The following is a 25306-nucleotide window of genomic DNA, read 5'->3' as shown; positions in this document are numbered from 1 at the left end:
TACCCCTGATAAAGGGTTCAATATAAATATTTAAAATAAGGATTGGAAGGATAGCAGGATGAAGAAAAGGAGAATCATGCTCATTGCCAGCGCCCTGGCCGTTACGGCTTTTGCACTGACTAAATTCCAGACAGTGACCGCTTATGCGGTTGAGGGATGGATGAGCGAAGGTGAGGAGTGGAGATATTTAGATGAAAATGATGAGCCGCTGCAAAATACATGGAGGCAGTCCAGGGATTCCTGGTTCTATCTGGGCAGCCAGGGAATCATGCTGAGGGATTGTTTCATTGAACAGGGAAACAGCCTGTATTATGTGTTTGAGGATGGAGCGCGGGCTGAACATACATGGGTCCTGGTGGATGAGGCGGATGAGGATGGACATGAGGCCGGGTGGTATTATTTTGGCGCCAACGGCAAGGCGTACCGCGGGACCGCATCTTCTTTTAAGAGGACCGTGGATGGCAGGAGTTACATATTTGATGAAAGCGGCCGCATGCTGACCGGATGGTTTGACGAGGATGGGAATCCGCTGGACGAGGAGGACAATCCGCTGGAGGAAGGCGTGTACTATGCGGATGCGGACGGCGCCTTAAAAACTGAGGAGTGGCTGGATTATTCGCAGCTGGAGATAAGGGGGCTTGAGGACCTGTCCAGCGATATCAGCGGCAGGGACTACAACGAATATGACCAGGTATGGCTGTATTTTAACAACCGGTCCAAGAAGGTAAAAAGCAATGGGGACAAGCTGGTACAAAAGAATATAGACGGCAGCACCTACGGCTTTGATGAGTATGGAATCATGCTTCCCTGGTGGACCAAGGTGGCGAGCGTCAGCAATGCGGATAAAAGCAATCCCACCAGCGATGCGCCCGCCAGGTTCTATGCCGGGTATGACGGCGGAAGCCTTCTTAGGAACGCCTGGCTCTGGATGTATCCGTCGGACAATCTGATTCAGGATGACTATGATGACGGGGAGTACAGCTGGTGGCGCACGGATCAGAACGGAAAGATATATCAGAATAAGATAAAGAAAGTCAATGGCCGGTATTATGCATTTGACGGACTTGGCAGGATGCAGACCGGATTTGTGCTCTTTGACACACGCAGCACGTTCGTTGCCCAGTATGACATGGACGCATGGTCATCAGATGATTTCATAGAGGGGAATATCTATGGCATTGAGAAGGCGGACCTTTATTTCTTTTCACCGGACGAGCTGAATGACGGCTCCATGCAGACCGGAAATGAGCTGAAGGTCGAACTGGAGGACGGGGTATACACCTTCGGGTTTAAAAGCGACGGCGTTGCCTACGGAAACCGCAACCGCCTCAAGAGGGTAAAGGATTCCTACTATATAAATGGACTCAGGCTGGAAGCGGATGAGGAATATGGTTACGGTGTGGTCAGGGAGAATGAAAATTCTTACCGGGTGGTCAATACCAACGGAAAGACCGTCACTGGAAATAAAAAGGTTGTCAGGGATAAGGACGGGGGATGGCTCATTATCATAAACAGCCGGTTTGCGGCCAGGGTAGATGACGAATTTAAGCCAAGATGGCATAAAGGGGAAGAAGGTACCGGATTCTATCATTATGATTCTGATAATAAGGAAGATAAATATGCGGGCGGTCTGATTACAGGGAGTAATATGGAACCTCTGCTGGACGGATTGCCGGAGGAAGAACGGCTGAATTTTTAATGTGAGGAGACAATGTGAGGAATGAATAAAGAATTATATCAGATATGGAAACGTTTCGTTTCCTTGATTTTAACAATCTGCCTGATTGTGGGACTTGGGTCATCGCATCTGGCAATGGTTGCATATGCCTCCACGGAGCTTCCCAATGAGAATCTGGGGAATGGAGCCAGCGAGGGAACGGCTTATGCATGGATTGGTCCCCAAGGCGGGACAGGTGAAGTTGGCGGCAACACTTACCGTTTTGATCTGTGCGGACTGCAGGCAGGGCAGACAGGATACAGCAGAAGCGGGATTAAGACTACTTTTAGCTGGCAGGGATACGCCACCTATATCCAGGTGGATAACGGCAACAAATATAAGGCCAACGGAACTGCCAACGGCGCGGTGGAAGATCTGACCAATATGGGAATTGAACTTAAGATTGCCCTCTCACCAAGCCCGGACAATAAATATGTGTTCGTGGATTATTATGTCTATGACAAGACGGGGCAGGGCGGAACCGCTGGCAGATCCGTAAAACTGGGGACAGGCACGGATGTCATGATAGGCGGCAGCAAGGAAGACGACTATGCCACGGTTTATAAAAATAACAGGGGTTTCCATATGGTGAACCAGTATGTGAAAACCACCTTTGACTGTATCACCAACGACAGCAGCCTTGATGTCACGCCCCCGACCACAAGATGGATTGGTCACTATAGTAACTGGGGAAATAATGTGTTCGAAGAAGGCGGCGGGGATTCCTTAAGCGGGACTGACTCCGGTATGGCCTATTCCTGGCATTTCCAGCTTCATCCATATGAGATGGTACATAAAAGGGTTGCATTTGCAATCAGGGACACGTCCTATTATGTATCAGAAACCGGAGTGGATTCAACTGCTGCCGACGGCACCTACAGCAGTCCCTTTAAAACCATCGAATATGCCATGGGGCAGATAGGGAATAAGAAAGGGTATATCTATATCATGGATTATCCGGATATCACGGCCCCCATACCGGTTTCCGGTTCCAGTAAGGATATTACCATAGCAAGTACGGATTATGACAGGAACGGCAACCCCACCAACGAGGATGCGGATTATATCAAGACATTAAGACGCGCCGGTTCCTATACCGGGCCGATTTTTGAGGTTACCGGGGCAACCCTGAAACTGACGGACCTTGTTTTGGACGGCAGCGGCAATATAGGCAGTGACCCGCTTGTATCAGCCGGTTCCGGCCGGGTGGAGATAAACAGCGGGGCGGAACTTAAGAACTGCCATGGGGACAGCAGCAGCCAGGGCAGCGCCCTTAATATAACGGGAAGCGCAGCCCTCTCCATGAACTATGGCAAGGTATCCGGGAACCTGTCAGAGGGCAAGGGCGCTGTTTACTTTAACAGCACGGGAAGGTTTGATGTGCTCAATGACGTGATGGCAGAGGACAACACGACCCCTTCAGGCGCCAAGGCCAATATATACCTGGAAACAGGACGGACCATTACCGTGACGGGTGACCTGGACGCCTCAAGGATTGGGGTCACCACGGCCCAGCAGCCGGCTGCCTCTCCGGGAGGAATCTCCACGGAAGCCGGACAGGAGATAAAAATAGCGGTGCCCCTGCCAGAAAGCGGCGTGGATACAGCCCCAAGCCCCTTTGCGGATAATTTCTTCGCAGACCAGGCAAAAGCTGACGGCACCGGTGTGTATGTGTCGGTGGGGACAAGGAACCTGCCTGGCGCCGGAACGGGAAATGATAAGAATGCAGTAATCAAACGGAACGGGCTTCAGATCAGCTTTGTGGTGAAGGACGCACAGACAGGCGGCTCCATCCCCGGCGTTACCCCGATTCCCCCGGTTTCCAAAGGCTCAGGGGAACCTGTGGATCTTGCGCCCGGACCGTCCATCACGGGATACGAGCTGTCCAATGTGGTCATTGAACAGGGGACACCGCCGTCCCTGACGGCAGACCTGACGCCGGGGTCGGCAGACTTTGGCAGGATTACGGGAACCATGCCCAACCAGGATGTGGCAGTGAACTATGAATACCAGAAGGTGGGTTCACAGATCATATTCAACAGCAACGGAGGTACACCGGAACCAGAGACCCTGGTCGGTACTGCCGGGAATCCGGTCAATTCACTGCTTCCCACAACCACACGGTATGGCTATATATTTAAAGGCTGGAGTCCGGTAAATGACTGGGACCATCCCCAGATCATCGACCGGCTGCCGGCTGTTTACCCGGAGACACCTATCACCTATTATGCAATATTTGAGGCGGACCCCAGTGTTAAATTCAATTATACGGTAGAGCACTCCAATGTCTCAGGGGACATCATGTTTGATACAAATACCATGGACAGCGCCTATAGCGTGGAGGAACCGATACTGGAGGAGAAGAAGACGGTCAGGGGATATACCTGGAGTCAGGACGATTCCAGCACAACCCCATCGGAATATAACTTCAGCGGGACCTCTGTCCCCATAGGCCAGTTTAATGGCGCGGGCACGTTCACCGGGAAGATGCCGGGGCAGGACGCTACCATACGCTACAGCTACAAAGTGAGATATGACGACCCCAATGCCAGGTCCCTGTTCGAGGTCCTGCATGAAACCAATAACGGGACCACGGTATCTGCTGCCCAGTCAGGATTGTATTACCCGGAAAATGAAATCACTGCCCAGCCCGCACAGGTTTACGGCTATGAGTGCATCGGTTACCGGTTCGACCTGGGAGATGAGGCAGGCGAACTGGCGGACGGCCTGGTAAACGGCGTGAGAGGTGATTTTGATGAAAGCTTCATGTTCAGCGGCATCATGCCCAACCAGCCGGTGCGTCTTGTGTACCTGTATGAGTCATCCATCCAGGGATATGGGATAACGGTCAAATATGAAGACAACGGGACAGCGGACAGCCGCTTAAAGGACATCATACCGCCTGAGAATTCAGGACCTTATGCAGCGGACAGCGATGTAGAAGGCGTATACCAGGAGCAGTATGGATACAGCCTGGAATCACACACGGTCAGGCCGGCGGATTCACAGATACAGTTTGGCGGCAATGACTGGTCCGGGATCATGCCCAATGATGATGTGACAATTACGTATAAGCATGACAGGATTCCGGCACTGTGGGGAGATATCACATATAAGCCCGGAGCAAACGGAACCCTGCAGGGAGGAAGCAGCGTATCCCAGGATGTGCAGGCATTGTCAGGAGGAAGATTTAAGGCCAGCGTGCTGTTGGATGACGGTTCGCCTGCAGGGCGGGAGCAGTCCTATACCCTGGCTTCCATAAAGGAACGGCGTCTTATGCCGGAAACCCGGCCGGTGAACAACTATTACCGCTTCGGAGGCTGGTTTATCGACACGGACGGAAACGGGATAATGGACAACGGGGAGACAATCCTGCCCCAGGATTACCGGTTCACGGCTCCGGCAACCATAACCGCCTATTTCGAGGAGAATCCGGATGCCTGGATTAATATCAGTTTTGCGGCAGGCAGCCACGGTTCCATTGACGCGGGACAGCCCCTGACCCTGCGCACCACCTTTGATAAGAAATGGGGGGACATTGCGGCAAGTCTTCCGTCCTACACACCGGAGGTAAACTATCTGGTGGATGACTGGTATGTACAGGGCGAACCGGTGGACGATGATATGGACCTGATGAACGGCCAGACCTATACCATCCAGTTCTATCCGGACCCGGCCATCTTCGGCACTGAGGTGACGGACCCGGAACCGGTCGCAGGACTTAACAGCCAGGGCAAGGGACGAATCACGGTATTCGGTACCACGCAGGGTTATAAATATATCCTTACGGACCTTGATGGCAAGGTGCTGGCAGTCAACAAGGGCAACATACTTACAAGCCGCACCGTATTTGACAACCTGTATCCCGGCATGCGTTATCTGGTGTACGAGGCAACAGGACAGACAACGGTACAGGCCGGAAACATGATTGGGGATGTGGAAGGTACGCTCAGCAACGGTGTGGAGGTACTGACACCGGTGGTGGATACCAACTATAAGATCCTATATGATGAAGAAGACGAGGGTAAGACGAGGCTGATCATCCGGCCGGCGGATCCGGCATCGGATTATGCGGTACTGGACAGCAGCGGCCATGTGGTAACCACGCCCCAGACCGGCGCAGGCGGATGGCAGGGCGTGTCGGGCAATCCGGGAAGCGTAAGCTTTAGCGGCCTTGACTATAACAAGGAGTATACGGTGGTGGCCCGTCCAAAAGGCCAAAGTGCAGTCACCGCGGAAAGCTGCCGGGAAGATGGCAGCGTCATCACTACGGATCCGGGCGGCGACCTGGAACTCCCGGCCTACATCATCGAGACCCTGAACGGTGAGGTGGTAAGCGTGGGGGATGAAGCCGTAGGGGAAGACCGCTATGAAGAGGCCCACAAGGGCGATTTAGTGAAGATCAAGGCGGAAGCAGTCAACGATGAGAACCGTCCCTTCTCCCACTGGAAGTTCATCATCGGTTCGGTTGAAGGTATGGAAAACAGGATTAATTCCAGGGAAGCCAGCTTCACCATGCCGGATACGAACCTGGTCCTGACAGCGGTATATGAACGGGCCGCAACCCCAAGCAACGCCACCGTGGTGGACGAGGTGCGGGGAGGCAGCCGTGAGGAGGTGGCCCTGGATCCTGGAGAGATACCGGTCCTGGAGGATGAACTTACCACGGACGCGGACAGGGAACTGCTGGACGTAAACCATGCGGACGTGACCTATAAGGTGGTATATAGAAAGAACAGCGTACGCGCATCGGAATCCAATGCCATCAAGATGGGAGGCAGCTACGATACGGACCATGAAGCAGCCTACAAGGCGGCCTGGGGCCTGGATGTTTCCATCGAAAGATATGTGAACGGCAGGAAGGTTAACCGGGCAAGCGCATCGGAGGCATCCTTCAATACCTATGTACAGTTGGGCAGGCAGGATGTGGATATGATGGACTACCAGCTGTATGAAATCAGCGGGGACCCGGATACGGAAATGGTGGTAAGCCTGGTGCCTATGGATTATGAACCGGAAGAAACGGGCGGCCTGTTCACCTTCACTGCCACGGAAGGACGGCGCTACATAATGGTGTATAACCGCGCCTACCGGGTGTATTTCCTCAATAACACGGCCCCGGATATCTACCGCTACTGGTTCAAGGTGCGCAGGGAGGAGTCCCCGGCAGATTCCTATTACGAGTCAGAGTATGGGGGACTGGAAGAGCAGCTTGACTATTTCATCAGCCCGGCGGGGGCGGAGTACAGTTATCTGGGCTGGAGTTACCGCCAGGACCGTTACAGGGAATTTGAACCGGACCGCAAGATAACCCGCAAGACCTATGTATACGCATATTATGACAACAATGAGAAAGAATTGGACGATGTCCGCAAAGAGCTGGAGGAGGCCATCCGGGAGGCCATCGGCATCAGCGACGACCATTTCCTGAAGCTGGGCGAGAGCAAGAAGCTGAAGGAGTATATTGAGGCGGCGCTGGAAGTCCTGGACCGTGAAGAACCCAAGGCAACCATCGACCAGCTGGAGGAAGCCCTGCGCGAACTGAAGGATAAGACGGCTCCGTACAAGGAGCTGCTGGATGGACGGTATGACCACTACGATGACCTTCAGGAAAGCGGGAACAAAGGCGGCAGCAAAGGTGGCGGCGGAGGCGGCGGCGGAAGTAAGAGGGCGCCATTTGCAGGAACCGCGCCATTGAGCTATCAGATAGGCACTAACGGAAACTGGGTGGAGAGCACCGGGCCATCCGGTGAGAGACAGCTGAGTTTCGTGCTCAACGGAGGAACACGCCTGAGCGGCATGTGGGCCAAGCTGCACTATCCCGAGGGGACCAGGCCGGACGACAGCGGCTGGTATTACTTTGACGACAAGGGTATCATGCAGAGCGGCTGGATCCGTGATATGGCAGGAAACTGGTATTACTGCAACACGGAGACTGAATTACCTTACGGGAAAATGCTCACGGGCTGGAGACTGGATACAGGGGACGGCAACTGGTATTACCTGGATCCGGCCAGCGGCGTGATGGCCCAGGGCTGGAGGAAGATAGATGGGAAATGGTACTACTTCTCCACGGTGGGGGCGGGCGTATATGCCTATGACCCAGCCAGCCAGCGGTGGACCTATGGAGGAGGCGCAGGACGCCCCTTAGGCGCCATGTATAAGAATGAAATAACACCGGACGGATACCAGACAGATGCCGACGGTGCATGGATTCAGTAGGAGGAACCGGATGAGAAAGAGATATAATATAAAATCAAAGCTGGCAGGGATGCTGGCGGCAGTCATGGTATTTTCCATGGCTGCCCCGGGACACCCGGCATATGCGGTTAATTTCGGGGATCCGGTTAAGATTAAGTTCGATCCCCAGAATGGGCCGGGAGTACAGCTTTCCAGCTATAGCGGTGTGGCATCCGGCGGGGCCATGGAGGGCAGTCTGTTTGTGGCAAGCGGGCAGGCAGGAAGTCCCCTGACCAGTTCCGCCAACTTTGCAGGACTGCCCACGGATAACTTTGGGTCAGGGGCAAGGCCAAAGGTACCGGATTTTAGCGGCATTACATGGGACGGCTATACATTTGACGGTTGGTATGGAGCCAACGGCAACCGGGTGGACACACTCCCATATGCTTTCCCGTATGATTCCGTGACAACCTACAGCGCGGTGTGGAAAAGTAATGAGACAACTCCCTATACATTCAGGGTAGAGCATTACAGGGACTTTAACACAGTAAGGGATGAGGCGGATGAGAACGACAGCAGCGGATGGCCGGAGGATTATGAGGATCCTGATTTAAGGAAATTCTTCGAATCATCCTGGGAAAGTGACCAGATGGCCAACAATCCCATTTCCGCAACCTACAGAAGGGATATACCGGGATACCGGTTTAAGTCCGTTCTCATAAAGAACAATAAAGTCCGCAAGTACGGCGAGGCAAGCGGACAGGGCACCATGCCGGAGGGCGGGGCCAGCATCAATCACTCCACCTATGCGGTAAGGGGCAGTATGCCCAATGACAACCTGACAGCGGCTTACCGTTATGAGCCTGACCCAGCGAAAAAATTCCCAATCACGGTGCGGTACGTGGATATGGAAGGCAATCAGATTAAAGCCCCGGAGAGCAGGGCCCTTCCGGTGGAATCCGACTATGTCATTGAACCGGCTGTCATTAATTCCTATCTGATTGAATCAGCGGAACTGACGGACGGAGGAATCACGGATCTGGATGGTACGGGCGTCATCTCTGCAGAGGATGCAGGGGTCAGCCTTAATCCATCTGACTATCACTTTACAGGAAAGATGCCGAACCAGGCCATCACATTTACCTATCAATATGGACTGGACCCCAGCTTTGAAACCATACTCCGGGTGAAGCGTATGGATAACCACGGCAATATCCTGCGGGAAGAGGAGACGCGGTCCGTGAATCCCGGTGTTCCGGTGGAAGTTGACGTGGATCAAATGTCAGGTTATGTCTATCCGCCCAATATCGTATGGGAGGACAGCCTGTCAGAGGTATCCCTGGACCAGGAGACTAAGAAACTGAGCCTGACCCCGAATCTTCAGGGTGGGACCGTAACCATCACCTATACCGAAGACCTGACGGATGAGAACTATTGGGCAAAAGTAGAATTCTACAATGGCCAGAACGGATCCTTTAACGGGAGTACGGCCCCTAAGTTTGTCAAAAAGTCCGGGGACAATACCCTGGCCCAGGTGACGGAAGGGCTTATGCCCACGCCCTCATCCCACTACAGTTTTGACGGCTGGTATAAGGCCACATCCAACGGAAGCAATAAAACAGGACCAAGACTGGCAGATGACACGGTAATCAATACCTCCATCAAATTATTTGCAAACTTTGAGGAGACAGAAGGCGAATGGTTTGACCTGAAGTTTGTCTCCGGGCCTCACGGCGCCATAGAAGGGAATAAGACAAGCCATGTGGAAATAGGCACATACTGGTCATCCCTGATACTTCCCAGCACCCATCCCGATCAATTCTACATGTTTGACGGCTGGTTTGACGAAAACGGGAACAGGATGCAGGGTCCACAGACAATCAACGCGGACCAGACCTATACGGCAAGGTTCATCCCCATCGGGCTCAGCGATGATAACATACTGACCATGCCGGATGCCCAGGGCACCATAGGAAGCGATGGCAGCGGGAAGGTGAGCGTATCAGGCGCCAACGAAAACCGCAGGTACGCATTGACTGATATGGATTATAAGGTGGTTGGGACCAAACTGGGAAGCCAGTTAAAGAATGCCGGTTTTACCGGGTTAAACCCATGTACAAGCTACTATGTCTATGAGATGACCCAGGGCGCCAACCCGGATGTGGGGGTAATCCTTCCGGAGAACCTGGACCCAGGTACCTTCAGCCCGCCTTCGCGCGTGACGGTACCGGCCCTTGGCAGCAATTACGATGTGCAGGACGATGGGAACGGTATGAAACAGGTGGTGGTTGAGCCTGCAGATCCGGGAACCCTGTATGCAATCCTTAATATTGAAGGGGATGTAATGGATGTCCCCGGTGCAGATGAGGACGGATGGGTCATGTCTTCCGGCGCCACGCCCCGTGCCGTACTTGGCGGGCTGGAGCCAAACCAGTTATACGTGGTGGTTGCAAAACAGCCGGGAGAGGACACCGGGGCTGCCGATAAGATACTTTTGGGCACCCAGGTAGCGGTCATAGGAAATTCACAGGAACAGCAGGATTATACCATAGCCCTTACAAATGGCGGATTCATCACTAAAATCGTACGGGGCGGCGCGACCGTTGACTTTGACGATGATAAGACAGCAGTGGTAAAGGCCGGGGATCTGATTTCCCTGGATGCGGAAACCACCAACAGCCAGGGACAGGCATTCCGGCAGTGGAGCGCGCTGATCGGCAGGCTGACACTGGCCGATAAGACCAGGAGGAACCCCACCATCACCATGCCGGAGGGAAACCTGGTGCTTCAGGCAAATTATTATGCCGCAGTGTCGGCAGCGACACCCGGCAATGCTTCCATTGACTATACGCCTAAGACAGGGGCGGTGGCCCTTGACCTGTCAGATGACAGGATGGCGGACCTGATTGACGGACTTACGGATAACAGCAGCGACCAGGACGCCATGACAGCGGGGGTTGACGTGCTCTACACAGTCAAGTTCACCCAGCGGGCGCCCAAGGCATCAGAGTCCGAGGCTGTAAAAGCCGAAGTTGGCAATGATGCGGTAAAGGTACCGTGGACCTTATCGTCCGTACTGACAAGACAGGTGGGAGGCAGCAACAAGGATATCCCGCCCGGTGTGGACAAGGAGCCGGATATCAGGATATACGCTGTCCTTGACCGCAGCATGCAAGGCTATACGGATTACCAGCTGTGGAACGTGGAGGACCTGGACGGGGAATATACATGTACGCAGGTGCCCATGGAGCCGGATCCGGATGACGCGGATTCCGGGTTCACAGGAGTTGTGTCCTTTGATGCAAATGTGGAAGGCACCTATGTACTTACATACCTGAAGGCCCATGAAGTGAGGATCATCGATGATAAGCGTTCCGTGGAACATATCATCAAGGTCAGGTCCGGTTCGGCCCTGGAGGATGCGCAGGGATTCATGGAACTGGATATATTCGATGCCTATACGGATCCCATTACCGGAGTTGTGTGGGAGTATGATGGGCTGGGAAGGACAGCCTCCTCGAACAACGGGTATGACACGGGCGAACCTGTCACAAAGAACCTGACCCTGCATGTGCGCTACCAGATGGAAGATGATACCCAGTGGCAGGAGGCAAGGCAGAAGCTTTTGGGCCAGATTTCCATAGCCCAGGCATTAAAGGACAATCCATCGGTAAGCGAAGAGGATAAGGAAGAATTAAGCGATGCAATTGATATCGCACTGGAAGTTGCCAACAGGATCTACCGTCCGACCGTGGACGAGCTTCTGGATACCTATGATACATTAAAGGCCCTTGTGGATTCCATCACTTCCGGCGGCGATGATCCGAATAACCCCAATCCGCCGGATAACCCCGATGACCCGAACCATCCGGATGACCCGGACAATCCCAACCGGCCGGGAGGCAACGGCGGAGGCGGCGGTGGAGGCGGCTCACGCGGCGGCTCCGGCGGGGGCAGAAGCCTTGGGCCGGGAACAACCTTTAATGATTACAGGACCTATGCCGTCGGCACGGAAGGACGGTGGGAAAGCATTGGCACGGATGGAAGACAATGGTCCTTTATCCTGAGGAGCGGAAGAACCATCAAAGACCAATGGATCAACATAAAGTACGAGGATGCCCGGCAGACCTGCACCTATCATTTTAATGCGGCCGGTATCATGGATTACGGCTGGTACATGGATGCGGGCGGACACTGGTACTATCTTAATGATAATCTGGGAGCTGACTTTGGACGTCTGGTCATGGGCTGGTACTATGATGCAAAGGACATGAAGTGGTACTATCTGAACCAGTTTACCGGAGGCATGGCAACCGGATGGCAGAAGCTTGGGGAGTACTGGTATTACTTCAGCACCGGAGGCCTGGACGGAAGGCCGATGGGAACGTTATATGTAAATGAAATGACCCCGGATGGATATCCGGTGGATGAGAATGGCAGATGGATGAGGGAAACACCGTAAAACAGGCGATTATAGTTCCAGACATATGTCTGCGGTTGTGCTGCAAAGGAGTGTAACATGCTGAGTGAAGAAAAGAGCCGTCAGATTGAAATGGCAGGTACAGACAGGGCGTGCATGATGCTTGTGTGTATCAACGGACATGAAAATAATGTGCCATACGGTATCATTGTGAATTATCATCTGCCCCGCCCTGTAAACTTTAAAGGTATCCATGGGATGGTACTGGCCCTTGATGAGGTATGTGAAATGGTAGGCGCCCCCATGGCAACCACAGAACCGCGTTTCCTGCAAAAGGAAAGGGAGCAGCAGTATCGGGCGCTTAAGGGGAAAAAGAAAAAAAAGCCTGAAAAAGTCCTGGTCAAAGAGGATGTGGCAGGGAAGATGTTCCCCTTTGTGACAGCTGCAAAGTCAGTCATCCTGGTCCATGTGCTGTATAGACAGAATTCATCCATGCAGGGAAGGCTTCAGTGCAGCTGCACAGGAACGCATTATATCGCGTTCCGCAGCGCGCTGGAACTGATGCGCATGCTGGATGAGGCCAATACCTATATGTGCAGGAACCGGAAGAATAAGGATTTAAAGATGTAAAAACAGATGGAGTATCGGAGGCAGCCATGGTATCAGCCATGGCTGCTTCTGGGATTTCCTTAAAGGGAGTAATCATGGATAGTAGTAAGAAGACCGGCATTTTAAATATCGTAAGGTTCCATTCAGCATGGAAAAGTACGAATTGTGCACTGGCAGGTGTTTTCGCTGTCATCATAATTGGGGTGTTCCCCCTTGTGTTCAGGGATTATTACTTTGACATACTGAATTTTAAGACATATTTTTATTACAGGGTTGTAATTATCTTTGCAGCCGTGTTCCTGATGGTAAATGGAATCTTTCTGAGCCTGTCAATCTATCTTGGCTGTGTGAGGAACCCGGGCAGGAACCGGCTGTTTAACGCCGCTGACTGGTCCATGCTGGATTTCATACTGATAGCAGGGATATCCACCCTGAAGTCCGCGTCTCCGGCTGCGGCCCTGATGGGAAGCGATGGGAGGTTCTCCGGCCTTCTGCTGTGGATTGCCTATGCGTTCATGTATTTTGCCGTAAGCAAGAACCTGCGGTTAAGACAATGGTATCTGGATTTGTTCCTGGGGGCAGGCATGGCGGCCTGCATCATAGGAATCCTTCAGTACTTTGATATGGATCCCATCGGCTTTAAGAATCTGATGGATCCGGAACAATACTATATGTTCACATCCACCATTGGGAATATTAACACATATACATCCTATGCAGCCCTGCTGGCCGGGGCATCCGCCCTGCTATTCTTTACGGAGGAGGCCGGGATAAGGAAAGCATGGTATCTCCTTTGCATGTCAGTCTCGTTCTTTGCACTGATTACCGGAATGAGCGATAATGCCTACCTTGCAATACTGGCCCTGATTGGGCTTTTACCACTGTACGCGTTCAAGAACCTAAGGGGGGCCAGGACTTATATCTTCATACTTGCAGTGCTGGGGTCTGAATTCTGGATCCTTCCCAGGATGACAAAGCCGTCTTCTGGCGCTGCAGGCCATATGGGAGGATTGTACCGGGTCATATCCGGCTCCCATTACCTGATTGTCCTGGTGGCGGCCCTTTGGGCCATGTACTTCATACTGTGCCGGATGATACAGAGGCTGCCGGATACACACCCCCTTATGCAGGATGGGAACAGGGGGAGGTGGGTCTGGCTGGCGTTCCTGTCCATGGTGGTCATCCTGGCCTGCTTTGCCCTTTATGATGTGAATGTCCGTGGAAATGCAGGAAACTACGGCGGATTGGCGCAGTACCTGGCAATCAATGACGACTGGGGGACGCACCGCTGGTACATATGGAGGATTGGAATGGAGAGCTATGGAGGCTTTCCCTTTACACAGAAACTGTTTGGGGCCGGACCCGATACATATGGTGCGGTTGTCATGGAGAAGTATTATGATGAGATGGTGATGCGCTATGGGGAATTTTTCGACAGCGCCCATAATGAATACCTTCAATATCTGGTAACGGTGGGGCTGGCCGGACTTGCGGCCTATCTGGCGTTGCTGGTTACATCCATCCGGAAAATGATCCGTTCGGCCGGGAAACGGCCCTACGTGATGGCAATTGCCTTTGCGGTAATCTGTTATGCCGCCCAGGCAGCGGTCAATATCAGCGTCCCCATCGTGACGCCTGTCATGCTGATGCTGCTGGCCATGGGGGTATCCGGGGAGGATGGGACCGATAAAGGCATCCCAGACTTGATACATAAGCAGGATGGAAAGGAATGAAGAAGATGATAGCAGTTATCCTGATACTTTTAGCCGTATGCATCATAGGAATTGTCGTCTATTGCTGTGCTGCAGGAACCATACCATACGGACGTCAGGCGGACGATGATGCCCAGATGGAATACCTTCACAGATACAGGGAGTCCAGGGAATGATGGGAGCAGTATTCCCGGATTTCCCGGATGACGGAAAATGATTCCTGGGCTTTCCGCAGGCTTGGACTGTCCTCCCATGGTTATGGAAAAGTCCTTGTGCCATCTCCTTGTAATATGGGGGGCATTTTGGTATAATCGAGGGATATGATTACATGAACAGGCAATGGGAGCGGTTGGATGATGACACAGCCAGGAAGAACGATGATGACAGAGGACATTTTAGGATTACTGGGTACCGGAATCAGCAAACATTATATGGATGATCCGTTATCGATAATTTGGTGCAATCCCGCATTTTATAAGATGCTGGGATATAAGGAAGAGGATTTTTTACGTGAATACCCTGATTTCAGGCGGTATTACGGAATGGAGCCGGGTGTATTTGACGGGATGAAGGCCTGTTTTGAGGAGACATATGCACAGGGCCGGGTAAGCGCCGTATATCAGGCTCCCATGACTGTGTGTAGCGGGGAATCCATATGGGTGGAAATGAACGGCACAATCGTGGAATCACCGGAAGGCGGCCCGCCAATCCTCTATATCCTGTACTCGGACATCAGTAAGTGGATGCTGGAGCAGGAGAGGCTGGGCAGGAGCAGGGAGAAAGAGACAGGGAATTTCAGGTGGATGATGTCCGAATACGCGGGAAATGTCTACATCAGCGATATGGACACATATGAGCTGCTGTACCTGAATAAGCATGCCAGTGAAACGCTGCAGGTCCATGCGGATGCGCTGATTGGAAGAAAGTGCTATGAGGTCATCCAGGGAAGATCCTCACCATGTCCATTTTGTACGAACCAGTATCTGGAAGAGGACGGGACCTATGAATGGGAGTTTTACAATCCCAACCTGAAGCGCACCTTCATCATCAAGGACCGTATGATAAACTGGGAGGGACGCAGGGCGCGTATCGAGCTGTCCTATGACATGTACAGCACTGAATATAAGCTTGCCAAAAAGGACCAGGAAAGGGAGGCCATATTAAAGACCGTTCCCGCAGGCATGATACGCCTTGATATCCGGGATTACCGCACCGTGCTGTGGTACAACGACATATTCCTCAAGATGATTGGTTATACGAAGGTGCAGTTTGAGGAGGAATTACATAACCAGTGTACGTATATGAATCCGGACGATTTTAAGCGGGCCGTCAAGCTGGCCAGGGGATTAAAGCAGTCCGGGGAAAATGTGGTGCTGGAGGCAAGGGCGTACACACGCTCCAGGGAAGAACGTATATGGACGGTAACCCTGTGCTATATCAGCGGGGATGACAGCTGGGACGGCATCCCTTCCATCTACAGCGTAGGGCTGGATGTGACGGAAGAGAGAAGGAAGATGGAGACACTGAGACACCGGGCAGAGAAGGATGCATTGACCGGTATCTATAACCGGGAGGAGACAGAGCATCAGATTGGAACGTACCTCATGTCCAATCCGGATACCATAGGTGCCCTGTTCATGATTGATACGGATAATTTTAAGCAGATTAATGACACCCAGGGACATATGATTGGGGATGTGGTGCTGACGGAAATCGCCTCCGGCATGAAAAAGCTGATGCGGGAAAGCGATGTGGTGGGCCGGATTGGCGGTGATGAATTTACGGTTTTCATGAAGGATATTACTTCTGCTGAGGACGCAGAGGAAAAAGCAGAGGAACTTCTGCATCTGTTCCGCCATCTGTTCGAATCGGAGAAAAGTCCTATTAAAGTAAGCTGCAGCATGGGGATTGCCATCTATCCAAAGGACGGCGCCTCCTTTAAGGAAATCTATGCCAGCGCTGACAAAGCCTTATATCAGGCTAAGAGCAAGGGAAAGAATAACTATGTGATTTATAATGACGGCACTGCGGCTGATATGGGAGGAAGCGGCCTGTCATCCATAGGCGCTGCAATTGATTCGGAGCGGCAGTATGCAGAGGGCTTCGATAACCTGGCGCGCTACGTGTTCCGTAATCTTTACCAGACAAAGGATTTTGACCGTACGGTCAATATGGTCCTGGAAATTGTGGGCAAGCAGTTTGATGTGAGCCGTGTTTACATATTTGAGAATACGGAAGACGGGCAATACGGGTCCAATACTTATGAGTGGTGCAATGAAGGCATTACTTCCAAGATGGCGGGACTGCAGAATGCCAATTATAAGGAGCATGGGGATTATCAAACTCTTTTTGATGAAAATATGATTTTCTACTGCCGGGATATCCACAGCCTGAAACCGGAGCACGAAGCTTTGTTTTCCAGCCAGGGTATCTGTTCCGTCCTTCAGTGTGCCTTTGAAGCGGATGCTGTCTTTGCCGGATTTGTGGGATTTGACGAGTGCACGGGACTGCGTCTGTGGACCCAGGAGGAAGTCAGCACCCTGCAGCTGATTTCCCAGATATTATCAATGTTCCTGATACAGAATAAAAGGAATAGAAGGATATAGAAGAAATAAGGCAAGGAAGGATACTTGAAAAATCAGTTTGCCGGTCATCCCTGTGATGGCCGGCAATTTTTTTCATGTAACATACCGTTGAAATGTTGACAAGTGTTAATATAATGGATATAATATATTAACACCTGTTAATTTGGAGGGATATGATATGAACACAGATACAAGCGGAAAACCCCCATACCATTTTGGTAATTTAAAAGAAACGCTTATTGAACAGGGACTTGAGTTAATCCATGAGGAGGGGATTGAAAAGTTTTCTTTACGAAAGGTGGCGAAGAAAGTCGGTGTATCGGCGGCTGCCTGTTATAATCACTTTGGGAATATTGATGAACTGCTTGAAGGGATGTACGGGTATGTCGTCCGCAGATTTACAGCCGTCCTGGAGCAGGCGGTTGAAGATAATCCCTGTCATTATGTTGCTATTTCCATGGGCGTTGCCTATGTGGAATTTTTTGCAAAGTATCCCCACTATTTTAATTTCTTATTTGACAGTGAGTATCTGGGCATTCAGATAAAAGAAACCGAAATCACATGGAACCGCTCCTTTACTCCATTTGAAGTTTTTGTAAATGGTGCAAAAAGAGGGATGAGGGAGCTGGGCATTGATGAAAAAGAATTAAGGGATGACCTTTTGGTAATGTGGGCAACCGTACACGGTCTGGCGGCAATGGCTAACATGAAAGGGATACAGTATGAAAATGGTGACTGGGGCGCCCTTACGGAGAGGATACTGCTTAACAAAGTAATGTTGTAACATAAGTTGGGATAGGAGGAATGGATCATGACGGAATCAGAGGCAATCAGGGCGAGGCACGCGGTCAGGAACTATACGGCAAAACCGCTCCCGCCGGCAGTCATAGGTGGACTGAAAGAAGAAATTGAACAGTGTAACAAGCTGGGACAGCTGCATATCCAGTTAATAACGGAAGACGAGGGGGCATTTAAAAGCTTCATTCCCCTATTTGGCAGATTTAAAAATGTGAAAAACTATATTGCGCTGGCAGCCAGAAAGCAAAGCGGTTTTTATGAGAAGTGTGGCTACTATGGAGCACGTCTTATGATTAAAGCCCAACAGGCAGGCCTGAATTCGTGCTGGGTCACAAATACGTACAATGCGAAAAAGTGTCCGGTTTCGTTAGCTCCTGATGAGGAATTGGCTGGTGTCATTGCGATTGGTTATGGCGCTTCTGACGGTACGCCGCATAAGTCAAAGAGCATGGAACGTCTATGTAAGCCGTGCAGTGAGGCATGGTTTATAAATGGCATGAATGCGGCTGTTCTTGCCCCAACAGGTCTTAACAGACAGAATTTTTTTATTGAAGCTGATGGGAATACCGTGTCCATCTGCACAAAGGACAATAGTCCCATGTCCCAAATTAATACCGGCATTGTGAAATACCATTTTGAGATTGGCGCCGGAACTGAAAAGCAATGGATATGGGCATGAACGGGTGAGGCTGCTTTGTGGAATATAGGAAGAAATGTGACTTCCCCCATCAATCAGAAGGAACTGGTAAAACTGAGGGAGACATGGACCAGCCAGTCTAAAAGCAGGGCTGTTTCACTGCGGCATGCGGGGAAGACAGTCCTGCTGGTAGATGACAGCAAGGAATTATTGCATATCAATAAACGGGTCCTGCGCCCGGAAGGATTGCCTGGCAGTAGACATGGACCTTCATGCTCCTAAAGTAATGAAGTGTTATTTGACGGATTGGTCAAATTCCTGGACAGCAGTCCTTTATAATATATCTTTAGTAAAATGCTTTCATATACGCTGCTTTTTCTTCTGCATATTGCCCATCCACAATTTCGGCCCACAATTGTGCATGTTGGATTCCACAGTCCTCTGGAATGAAAACAGGGTCAATTCCGGCATGCACCTGCCTCTCATAATCCTTTAGTGCATTGATTGCATATTTCCTTAAACAGAATACGCTAATCAGGTTGATGATGGACACGATACCGCTGCATATGGAGGCAATGCTCCAAACAAGGTCGGCTGATACAAATGCGCCGGCAATCACCATACCTATCATAAGTACATTCAGGACTGTCATACATTTTTTCAGCATGGATGATTCTGCCTTTTCCTTGAGGAAATATACAACGCTGGATTCCAGATAGATTGAATATGCCAAAACCGTTGTAAAAGTGAAAAGGAACATGGCTAATGAAATAAATGCCGCCCCAAATCCGGGTACAAAAACATTGATGGCATGTGAAGTGAATTCTCCGCTGGAGAGTCCGGGGACATTCTCCATAAGAAAACCGCCGGCGGGTGAAGCCACGTTATAGCTGCCGGTTGAGAAAATCATGAATACAGTTGCCGTGCTGATCAGGATTGTCACGATGACCGAAAATGCCTGGGCTAATCCGGATTTAGCGGGATGGGATACTTCTGCGGTTCCGGATACCATTGCACCGGTCCCCTGACCGGCCTCATGGCTGAGCGATCCTCTTTTAAATCCCCAGGATATTGCATTGCCCACAATTCCTCCGAAAACTGCGTCCATTCCAAATGCAGATTTAAAAATCATCCCGAAAATATGTGGGATTTCATGATAGTTCACGATGAACATTATGACTGCCAAAAGAATATATCCGGCTGTCATGAATGGCACGATGACTTCCGCAACCTTGGCGATTTTTTTTGCCCCGCCAAAAATAACAAGAAATAATAGTACTGCATAAGCAAGTCCGATTAAGGCCGAGGATACGTGGAAGCTGGATTTCACGATGGAAGAAAATGCATTCGATTGGATGCTTGCGAAAACCAGCATGAAAAAGGCGGTTACACCGGCATAAACCGAAGCTGTTTTTTTCCATCCCAAACCGGTCTCAATATAAAATGCAGGACCGCCTACATATTCTCCCTTTATCTTTTTCTTGAATATCTGTCCAAGGGTTGACTCGGCGAATGCGGTAGCCGAACCAAGAAGGGCCATAAGCCACATCCAGAACACGGCTCCGGGTCCGCCTGCAAGAATGGCTCCTGCTGTTCCCGTAATGGTTCCAGTGCCCACCCTTCCCCCAAGTGCAATGGAGAAACTCTGGAATGGGGAAATCCCATCCTTTTTTCCTCTGCCGCCAAAGGTATTGCTGATAAGGTGTTTAAAAAGCCTGATTTGGGGAAAACGCATTAAAATTGTAAAAAAGACAGCGGTTATCCCCATGATGATTATCATGACCGGTCCCCAGGTAAAATTATCTAACGCGGCTGCAATCTGTTCTATGTTCATTGCCGTACCTCCCAATTGTGATAAACCCCACTGTTTTCCTGTTCTGGTCTTACTGACATAACTTCTCCCTCCTGAAATAAAGTTGAGTAAATATCTGTGTGAAAGATGAAAGCCTTGTAACACGATAATAATATTTTAAAGGATGGCTGAATACCCTGATTTTGTGGAAAATTTGCATCTGGTTGAGTACTGTGTTGTAATTCTCTGTCTATGCTGATAGAATGGTATGAAAATATGACTGTAGCCGACTTGGAGGAAAACTGATATGGATTACTATGATATACCGTCATCCTATACGTTGATTAATGAAAAAACCAAAGGAGCAATAACCTATCTGATAGCTGTATATCAGAACCCCAACATCCTGGCATTAACAGGCTGTTTCATGCTGCATTCCCATGATTATATCCAAATCAGCTATGTGACAAGGGGCAGCGTTGAATTTTGGGTTGAGAATATCCCATATAGAGTGAAACAGGGGGAGGGCATATTTATCAATGTGGATAAAATCCATATGGCAAAAGCTTTAGAGGAAAACAGTGCATACATGAATTTTACCATCCAGTTAAAGAATTTCTATGTATTTTTCCACGAATTTGACGGACATAAATATGTGGATAAATTCACCACGAATCCTAATCTCTCCGCCATATTCCTGCAGGACGGGATACCATGGCAGAATCAGATTTTAGGGATTTTAAGGGAAGTTTATCATCTGTATGTGGGAGAACCCTTTGGATACGAATTAAAGATTGTCTCGGATCTGATTACATTATGGCATATTTTAATTACAGAAAATAAAAGCTTCATCGATGATTTTTCCTCGGAATTCGATTTGGAGCAGAAGCGTATCCGCGATGCCATTATTTACATAGAGGAACATTACAAAGAAAAAATATCCCTCAGTGATATTGCAGGACATCTCCATATCTGCAAGGAGGAAATCTGCCGGCTGTTTAAACGTAAATTAAAGATGAGCTGTTTTAACTATATTACGGATTACAGATTGATGATGGCAATCAATCTTTTATCGTATACGAACATGCCCATAGGTGAAATCGCAATGGACTCGGGATTCGACAAATTCAGCCATTTTACAAACTGTTTTAAAAAGAAGGTGGGATGTGCACCGTCGGAGTATAGGAAAAAGGTTAAGGCTATATCGAATAAGGCTGCGGACGTATAGTCTGCGGCCTTTTCTCAATATATTGCAAATACAGTTCAATATCAGGGTATATTTTGAAAGGGCAAAAAGCTATACTTCATGGCAAATGAAAGCCTTGTGATGTAAATACTGTCATATTTTAGAAAGTAGGAATGAATGCAGTATCAAGAAGTAATATTTGCAATATATTGAGGAGGAATGAACATATGTATGATTTTGACAGTACACCGTCCAGGATTGGAACAGGTTCCATTAAGTGGGACCAATATCAGGATCCGGAGGTGATTGCCCTCAGCAATGCAGACATGGATTATCTGTCTGCACCGTGTATCAGGGAAGCCCTAATAAAATTCGCATCAGGAGGACAGTATGGATATACTTTAAAACCGGATTCCTATTATGATGCAATTACCGGATGGTTTTGCCGCCGGTACAATCTAAAAGTTCCGGGAGAGTGGATTTTACATACCCCAGGTGTCTGGCCTGCAGCCAGAATCTGCTTTGGAACTTATGCGAAACCAGGTGACAGGGTTCTGGTACAGGCGCCGCATTTCCATCCAATCATTGTATGTGCAGAGGATGCAGGCTGTGAGGTGATTATAAATCCGATGTTACTTGTTGATGGGAAATATGAACTGGATTTGGATGATTTTAGGAGAAAGGTGGAAGAGTATCATCCTGCGGTATTTTTTATGGTAAATCCACAGAATCCAACAGGGCGGACTTTTACCAGGGAAGAATTGGAGGCGCTGGGAACCATCTGCGCAGATAACGGAGTGGTCATGATTTCAGATGAGGTACATGCAAATATCCTGTTTGATGGACATGAACATATCACGGCAGTGGGACTGAGCCAGAAGGTCAGGGAACATGTGGTTTTGCTCACCAGTCCAAGCAAGGGATACAATGTGATGGGACTGACGCACTGCATCCTGCTGATTCCTGATAAGGAACTTCGAAAAAAGTATGAAAAGGCCATGACCGGATATTCCTATGATTTTGCGGTAAACAGTTTCAGTATTGTTGCATCCGAGGCAGCCATGAGTCCGGAGGCGGATTCATGGCTGCAGGAAGTAAACACGTATCTGTCAGGAAATCTGGATTATATGACGGAATATATGGAGAGGAATCTTCCCCGGATGAAGGTCATCCGGCCGGAGAGCGGTTATCTTGTATGGGTTGACTGCAGGGAGATGGGGATGTCCGCGGAGGAATTACATGATTTATTTTTAAAAAAAGCAAAAGTGGGACTGACCTTTGGCGAGGGATATGGCGTTTGCGGCGAAGGCTTTGAACGGTTTAATATTGCAGTGACAAGGAAGGTGCTTGCACAGGCGCTGGAACGGATTAAAGATGCGGTGGAAAGGTAAGTCTTATAAAGTCTTATATTTTCCGGAGCGTTGTTCATGTGTGGATAACCAGACATGAGCAGCGCTTTTTTCCTAAAGGAAAGAATACTATTCCAAAGGGGAGGAAGCCGGAAACAGCGGAATTTTTCAGATTTTATAAAGGAAAATTCCGTTCTCTTTTTCCTTGGTTAAGATTATACTGAAAAAATACAGATTTGAGGAGGATGGAGATGGAAGGGTTTAGGCTGACAGGGAATACAGAAATCATCATGCAGATCAGGAAAGAAACAGAACCCATACGCCGGGCTGCGGCCAGGTTTTACCGGGATATGGATATGACGCTTGAACCAATGGAGGGGCGTGGGAAAATATACCTTCGTGAGCCGGAAAACGGCTCTATGGAACCGGAATCCTACCGGATATGGGCAGGGGATGGACAGTGCCTACTTGAGGCGGCGGATGAACTGGGCTTTATATACGGCCTGATTTACCTGAGTGAAACATATCTGGGGGTGCTTCCGTTCTGGTTCTGGAACGACCAGAAGTTTACCAGGAAGCGGGAAGTAACCATACCGGAGGGGGAATATTGTTCAAAACCGCGCAAAGTAAGGTTCCGCGGATGGTTCATCAACGACGAGGTGCTGATCAGCCACTGGGACGGCGGGAAAAACAGTGAATATCCCTGGGAAATGGCTATGGAAGCTTTGCTGCGGTGCGGAGGAAACCTGGTGATTCCTGGTACGGATAAGAATTCCAAAATATATGCGGATCTGGCCGCCGGGATGGGGCTTTGGATTACCCAGCACCATGCAGAACCCTTGGGCGCGGAGATGTTCCTGCGGGCCTATCCGGACCTGGAACCGTCATTTCAGCTATATCCGGATTTGTTCCGGCAGCTGTGGAGGGAAGGAATCCTGCGGCAGAAGGACTGGAACGTAATCTGGAATCTGGGATTCAGGGGACAGGGGGATATTCCTTTCTGGGAACATGACCCGCAATATGACACCCCTGAAAAGCGGGGGAAGTTAATCAGCAGCATTATGCAGGAGCAGTACCATCTGGTAAAGAAATACGTAGGGAATCCCTGTTTCTGCACGAATCTATACGGGGAAACCATGGAACTGTACAGGCAGGGATACCTGGAAATACCGGATGATGTAATTACAATCTGGGCGGACAATGGATATGGGAAAATGGTATCCAGAAGGCAGGGAAACCATAATCCGCGGATACCGGCCCTTCCGGATGCACAGATATCAGAGGACACATCCGGGAACCGTCATGGGGTCTATTACCATGTATCTTTTTATGACCTGCAGGCAGCAAATGTGCTGACAATGATCCCTAATTCCATGGAATTTGTGGAGCGTGAGCTGAGAACGGCTTACCACAGGGGAATCCGCCATATGTGGCTGGTAAACTGCTCCAATGTAAAACCCCACGTCTATCCGCTGGACTTTCTTGCATCTCTGTGGAACGGCCGGCAGTATGGGCCGGAGACACATCTGAAACATTATTTGGAACAATATTATGAGGCGGATGCACAGGAAGGCATGGAAGAATGTGTGAAGGCTTATTTTAATGCCATGATTCCTTACGGGACAAATGAGGATGAACATGCAGGTGAACAGTTCTATCATTATGTCACAAGAATCCTGATCTGCCATTGGCGGATGGACGGCGGGCAGAAGGGATGCGGGGAATTACAGTGGTGCGCGCCGGACCGGGATTTTGCCGGACAGATACGGTGGTTTGCAGACCTGTGCCGGAATGGACTGCCGGCGTTTGGCCGGCTGATTGCATGTTGTGAGGCAGCGGGCAGGCAAAGCCGGTTATGGCAGGATTCATTTCTGCTTCAGGCCAGGATCCATGGGTACAGCGCCGAAGGGGCCGTCCTTTTTGGGGAGGCGTATGATTCCTTTGCAGCCAGGGAATACCTGAAGGCATTTTTCCTTTTAGGACAGGCGGCAGACTGCTTTGCACTGGCGCAGAAGGCCATGGAAGGGAGCTGCCACGGGAAATGGAAGGGGTTTTATGGAAATGACTGCCAGACCGATGTGAAACAGACCGTTTATCTGCTGCATCAGCTGATGGGTTATGTGAGGAATCTGGGAGAGGGACCGTATTTCTACCACTGGCAGCGTCTGGTACTGGACAGGAAGGAAGACCAGGGGATATTCCTGCTGACCAATGAAGAAAACCATATGACGGATGAGGATCTGTACCATGGATTAAGGGAAAAAAGAATCCTTCATGGTGTGGATTCTGTGATAGAATAAAAGAAAATGGGGAAAACGGGG

14 protein-coding genes are annotated in these 25306 nt (G+C 50.1%); 13 read left to right on the top strand and 1 reads right to left on the bottom strand.

Annotation, left to right across the window (positions count from 1 at the left end; genetic code table 11):
• The first annotated feature begins 58 nt into the window (after window positions 1-58).
• The 10 genes from MCJ35_RS13585 to MCJ35_RS13540 all read left to right on the top strand — a co-directional run bounded on the left by MCJ35_RS13585 (window position 59) and on the right by MCJ35_RS13540 (window position 18940).
• A complete protein-coding gene (locus MCJ35_RS13585; protein WP_008717278.1) occupies window positions 59-1699 on the top strand; it encodes a PspC-like choline-binding domain-containing protein in 1641 nt (546 codons plus the stop codon).
• A gap of 21 nt (window positions 1700-1720) precedes the next feature.
• A complete protein-coding gene (locus MCJ35_RS13580) occupies window positions 1721-7939 on the top strand; it encodes an InlB B-repeat-containing protein (protein ID WP_025486746.1) in 6219 nt (2072 codons plus the stop codon).
• A gap of 10 nt (window positions 7940-7949) precedes the next feature.
• Entirely contained in the window at window positions 7950-12359 is a 4410-nt protein-coding gene (locus MCJ35_RS13575; RefSeq protein WP_025486747.1) for an InlB B-repeat-containing protein, read from the top strand.
• A 57-nt stretch (window positions 12360-12416) separates the two neighbouring features.
• Window positions 12417-12947 carry a hypothetical protein gene (locus MCJ35_RS13570; RefSeq protein WP_025486748.1) on the top strand — a complete coding sequence of 177 codons (531 nt, stop codon included), beginning with the start codon at window positions 12417-12419 and terminating at the stop codon, window positions 12945-12947.
• A gap of 26 nt (window positions 12948-12973) precedes the next feature.
• The gene (locus MCJ35_RS13565) at window positions 12974-14659 is read left to right on the top strand and encodes an O-antigen ligase family protein (protein WP_240299527.1); all 1686 of its coding nucleotides are present in this window, start codon (window positions 12974-12976) and stop codon (window positions 14657-14659) included.
• Window positions 14656-14814, top strand: coding sequence for a hypothetical protein (locus MCJ35_RS13560; RefSeq protein WP_155858505.1), 159 nt, complete (start codon window positions 14656-14658; stop codon window positions 14812-14814). Before MCJ35_RS13565 ends, MCJ35_RS13560 begins: the two co-directional genes overlap by 4 nt.
• A gap of 177 nt (window positions 14815-14991) precedes the next feature.
• Window positions 14992-17244: a diguanylate cyclase domain-containing protein gene (locus MCJ35_RS13555; RefSeq protein WP_155858506.1), complete on the top strand. Its 2253-nt coding sequence runs from the start codon at window positions 14992-14994 to the stop codon at window positions 17242-17244.
• A 157-nt stretch (window positions 17245-17401) separates the two neighbouring features.
• A complete protein-coding gene (locus MCJ35_RS13550) occupies window positions 17402-18007 on the top strand; it encodes a TetR/AcrR family transcriptional regulator (protein ID WP_025486752.1) in 606 nt (201 codons plus the stop codon).
• Window positions 18008-18034: 27 nt separating this feature from the next.
• Window positions 18035-18700, top strand: a complete 666-nt coding sequence (locus MCJ35_RS13545; protein WP_025486753.1) for a nitroreductase family protein — start codon at window positions 18035-18037, stop codon at window positions 18698-18700.
• Window positions 18701-18715: 15 nt separating this feature from the next.
• Window positions 18716-18940 (top strand): hypothetical protein, encoded by a 225-nt coding sequence (locus tag MCJ35_RS13540; RefSeq protein ID WP_240299526.1) that lies wholly within the window; start codon window positions 18716-18718, stop codon window positions 18938-18940.
• 64 nt (window positions 18941-19004) lie between these two features.
• Here MCJ35_RS13540 and MCJ35_RS13535 read toward each other — a convergent pair whose 3' ends face one another.
• Window positions 19005-20492, bottom strand: coding sequence for an alanine/glycine:cation symporter family protein (locus MCJ35_RS13535; protein ID WP_025486755.1), 1488 nt, complete (start codon window positions 20490-20492; stop codon window positions 19005-19007).
• A gap of 265 nt (window positions 20493-20757) precedes the next feature.
• Here MCJ35_RS13535 and MCJ35_RS13530 point away from each other — a divergent pair, with 265 nt between their 5' ends.
• From MCJ35_RS13530 to MCJ35_RS13520, 3 genes are all read left to right on the top strand, one after another.
• Complete coding sequence (locus MCJ35_RS13530) at window positions 20758-21678, top strand: AraC family transcriptional regulator (RefSeq protein ID WP_025486756.1); 921 nt, start codon at window positions 20758-20760, stop codon at window positions 21676-21678.
• A 185-nt stretch (window positions 21679-21863) separates the two neighbouring features.
• Window positions 21864-23027, top strand: a complete 1164-nt coding sequence (locus MCJ35_RS13525) for a MalY/PatB family protein (RefSeq protein WP_025486757.1) — start codon at window positions 21864-21866, stop codon at window positions 23025-23027.
• Between the two features lie 209 nt (window positions 23028-23236).
• Window positions 23237-25285 (top strand): glycosyl hydrolase 115 family protein, encoded by a 2049-nt coding sequence (locus MCJ35_RS13520; RefSeq protein ID WP_240299525.1) that lies wholly within the window; start codon window positions 23237-23239, stop codon window positions 25283-25285.
• Window positions 25286-25306 lie beyond the last annotated feature (21 nt).

It is taken from the genome of Enterocloster sp. OA13 (assembly GCF_022440595.1).
Taxonomy (GTDB): Bacteria; Bacillota; Clostridia; order Lachnospirales; family Lachnospiraceae; genus Enterocloster; species Enterocloster hominis.
This window is presented reverse-complemented; position numbering and strand designations above follow the sequence as displayed.

Coding starts and splice junctions, on each gene's coding strand:
- MCJ35_RS13585 (WP_008717278.1), top strand. CDS start 59: ATGAAGAAAAGGAGAATCATGCTCATTGCCAGCGCCCTGGCCGTTACG.
- MCJ35_RS13580 (WP_025486746.1), top strand. CDS start 1,721: ATGAATAAAGAATTATATCAGATATGGAAACGTTTCGTTTCCTTGATT.
- MCJ35_RS13575 (WP_025486747.1), top strand. CDS start 7,950: ATGAGAAAGAGATATAATATAAAATCAAAGCTGGCAGGGATGCTGGCG.
- MCJ35_RS13570 (WP_025486748.1), top strand. CDS start 12,417: ATGCTGAGTGAAGAAAAGAGCCGTCAGATTGAAATGGCAGGTACAGAC.
- MCJ35_RS13565 (WP_240299527.1), top strand. CDS start 12,974: ATGGTATCAGCCATGGCTGCTTCTGGGATTTCCTTAAAGGGAGTAATC.
- MCJ35_RS13560 (WP_155858505.1), top strand. CDS start 14,656: ATGAAGAAGATGATAGCAGTTATCCTGATACTTTTAGCCGTATGCATC.
- MCJ35_RS13555 (WP_155858506.1), top strand. CDS start 14,992: ATGATGACACAGCCAGGAAGAACGATGATGACAGAGGACATTTTAGGA.
- MCJ35_RS13550 (WP_025486752.1), top strand. CDS start 17,402: ATGAACACAGATACAAGCGGAAAACCCCCATACCATTTTGGTAATTTA.
- MCJ35_RS13545 (WP_025486753.1), top strand. CDS start 18,035: ATGACGGAATCAGAGGCAATCAGGGCGAGGCACGCGGTCAGGAACTAT.
- MCJ35_RS13535 (WP_025486755.1), bottom strand. CDS start 20,492: ATGAACATAGAACAGATTGCAGCCGCGTTAGATAATTTTACCTGGGGA.
- MCJ35_RS13530 (WP_025486756.1), top strand. CDS start 20,758: ATGGATTACTATGATATACCGTCATCCTATACGTTGATTAATGAAAAA.
- MCJ35_RS13525 (WP_025486757.1), top strand. CDS start 21,864: ATGTATGATTTTGACAGTACACCGTCCAGGATTGGAACAGGTTCCATT.
- MCJ35_RS13520 (WP_240299525.1), top strand. CDS start 23,237: ATGGAAGGGTTTAGGCTGACAGGGAATACAGAAATCATCATGCAGATC.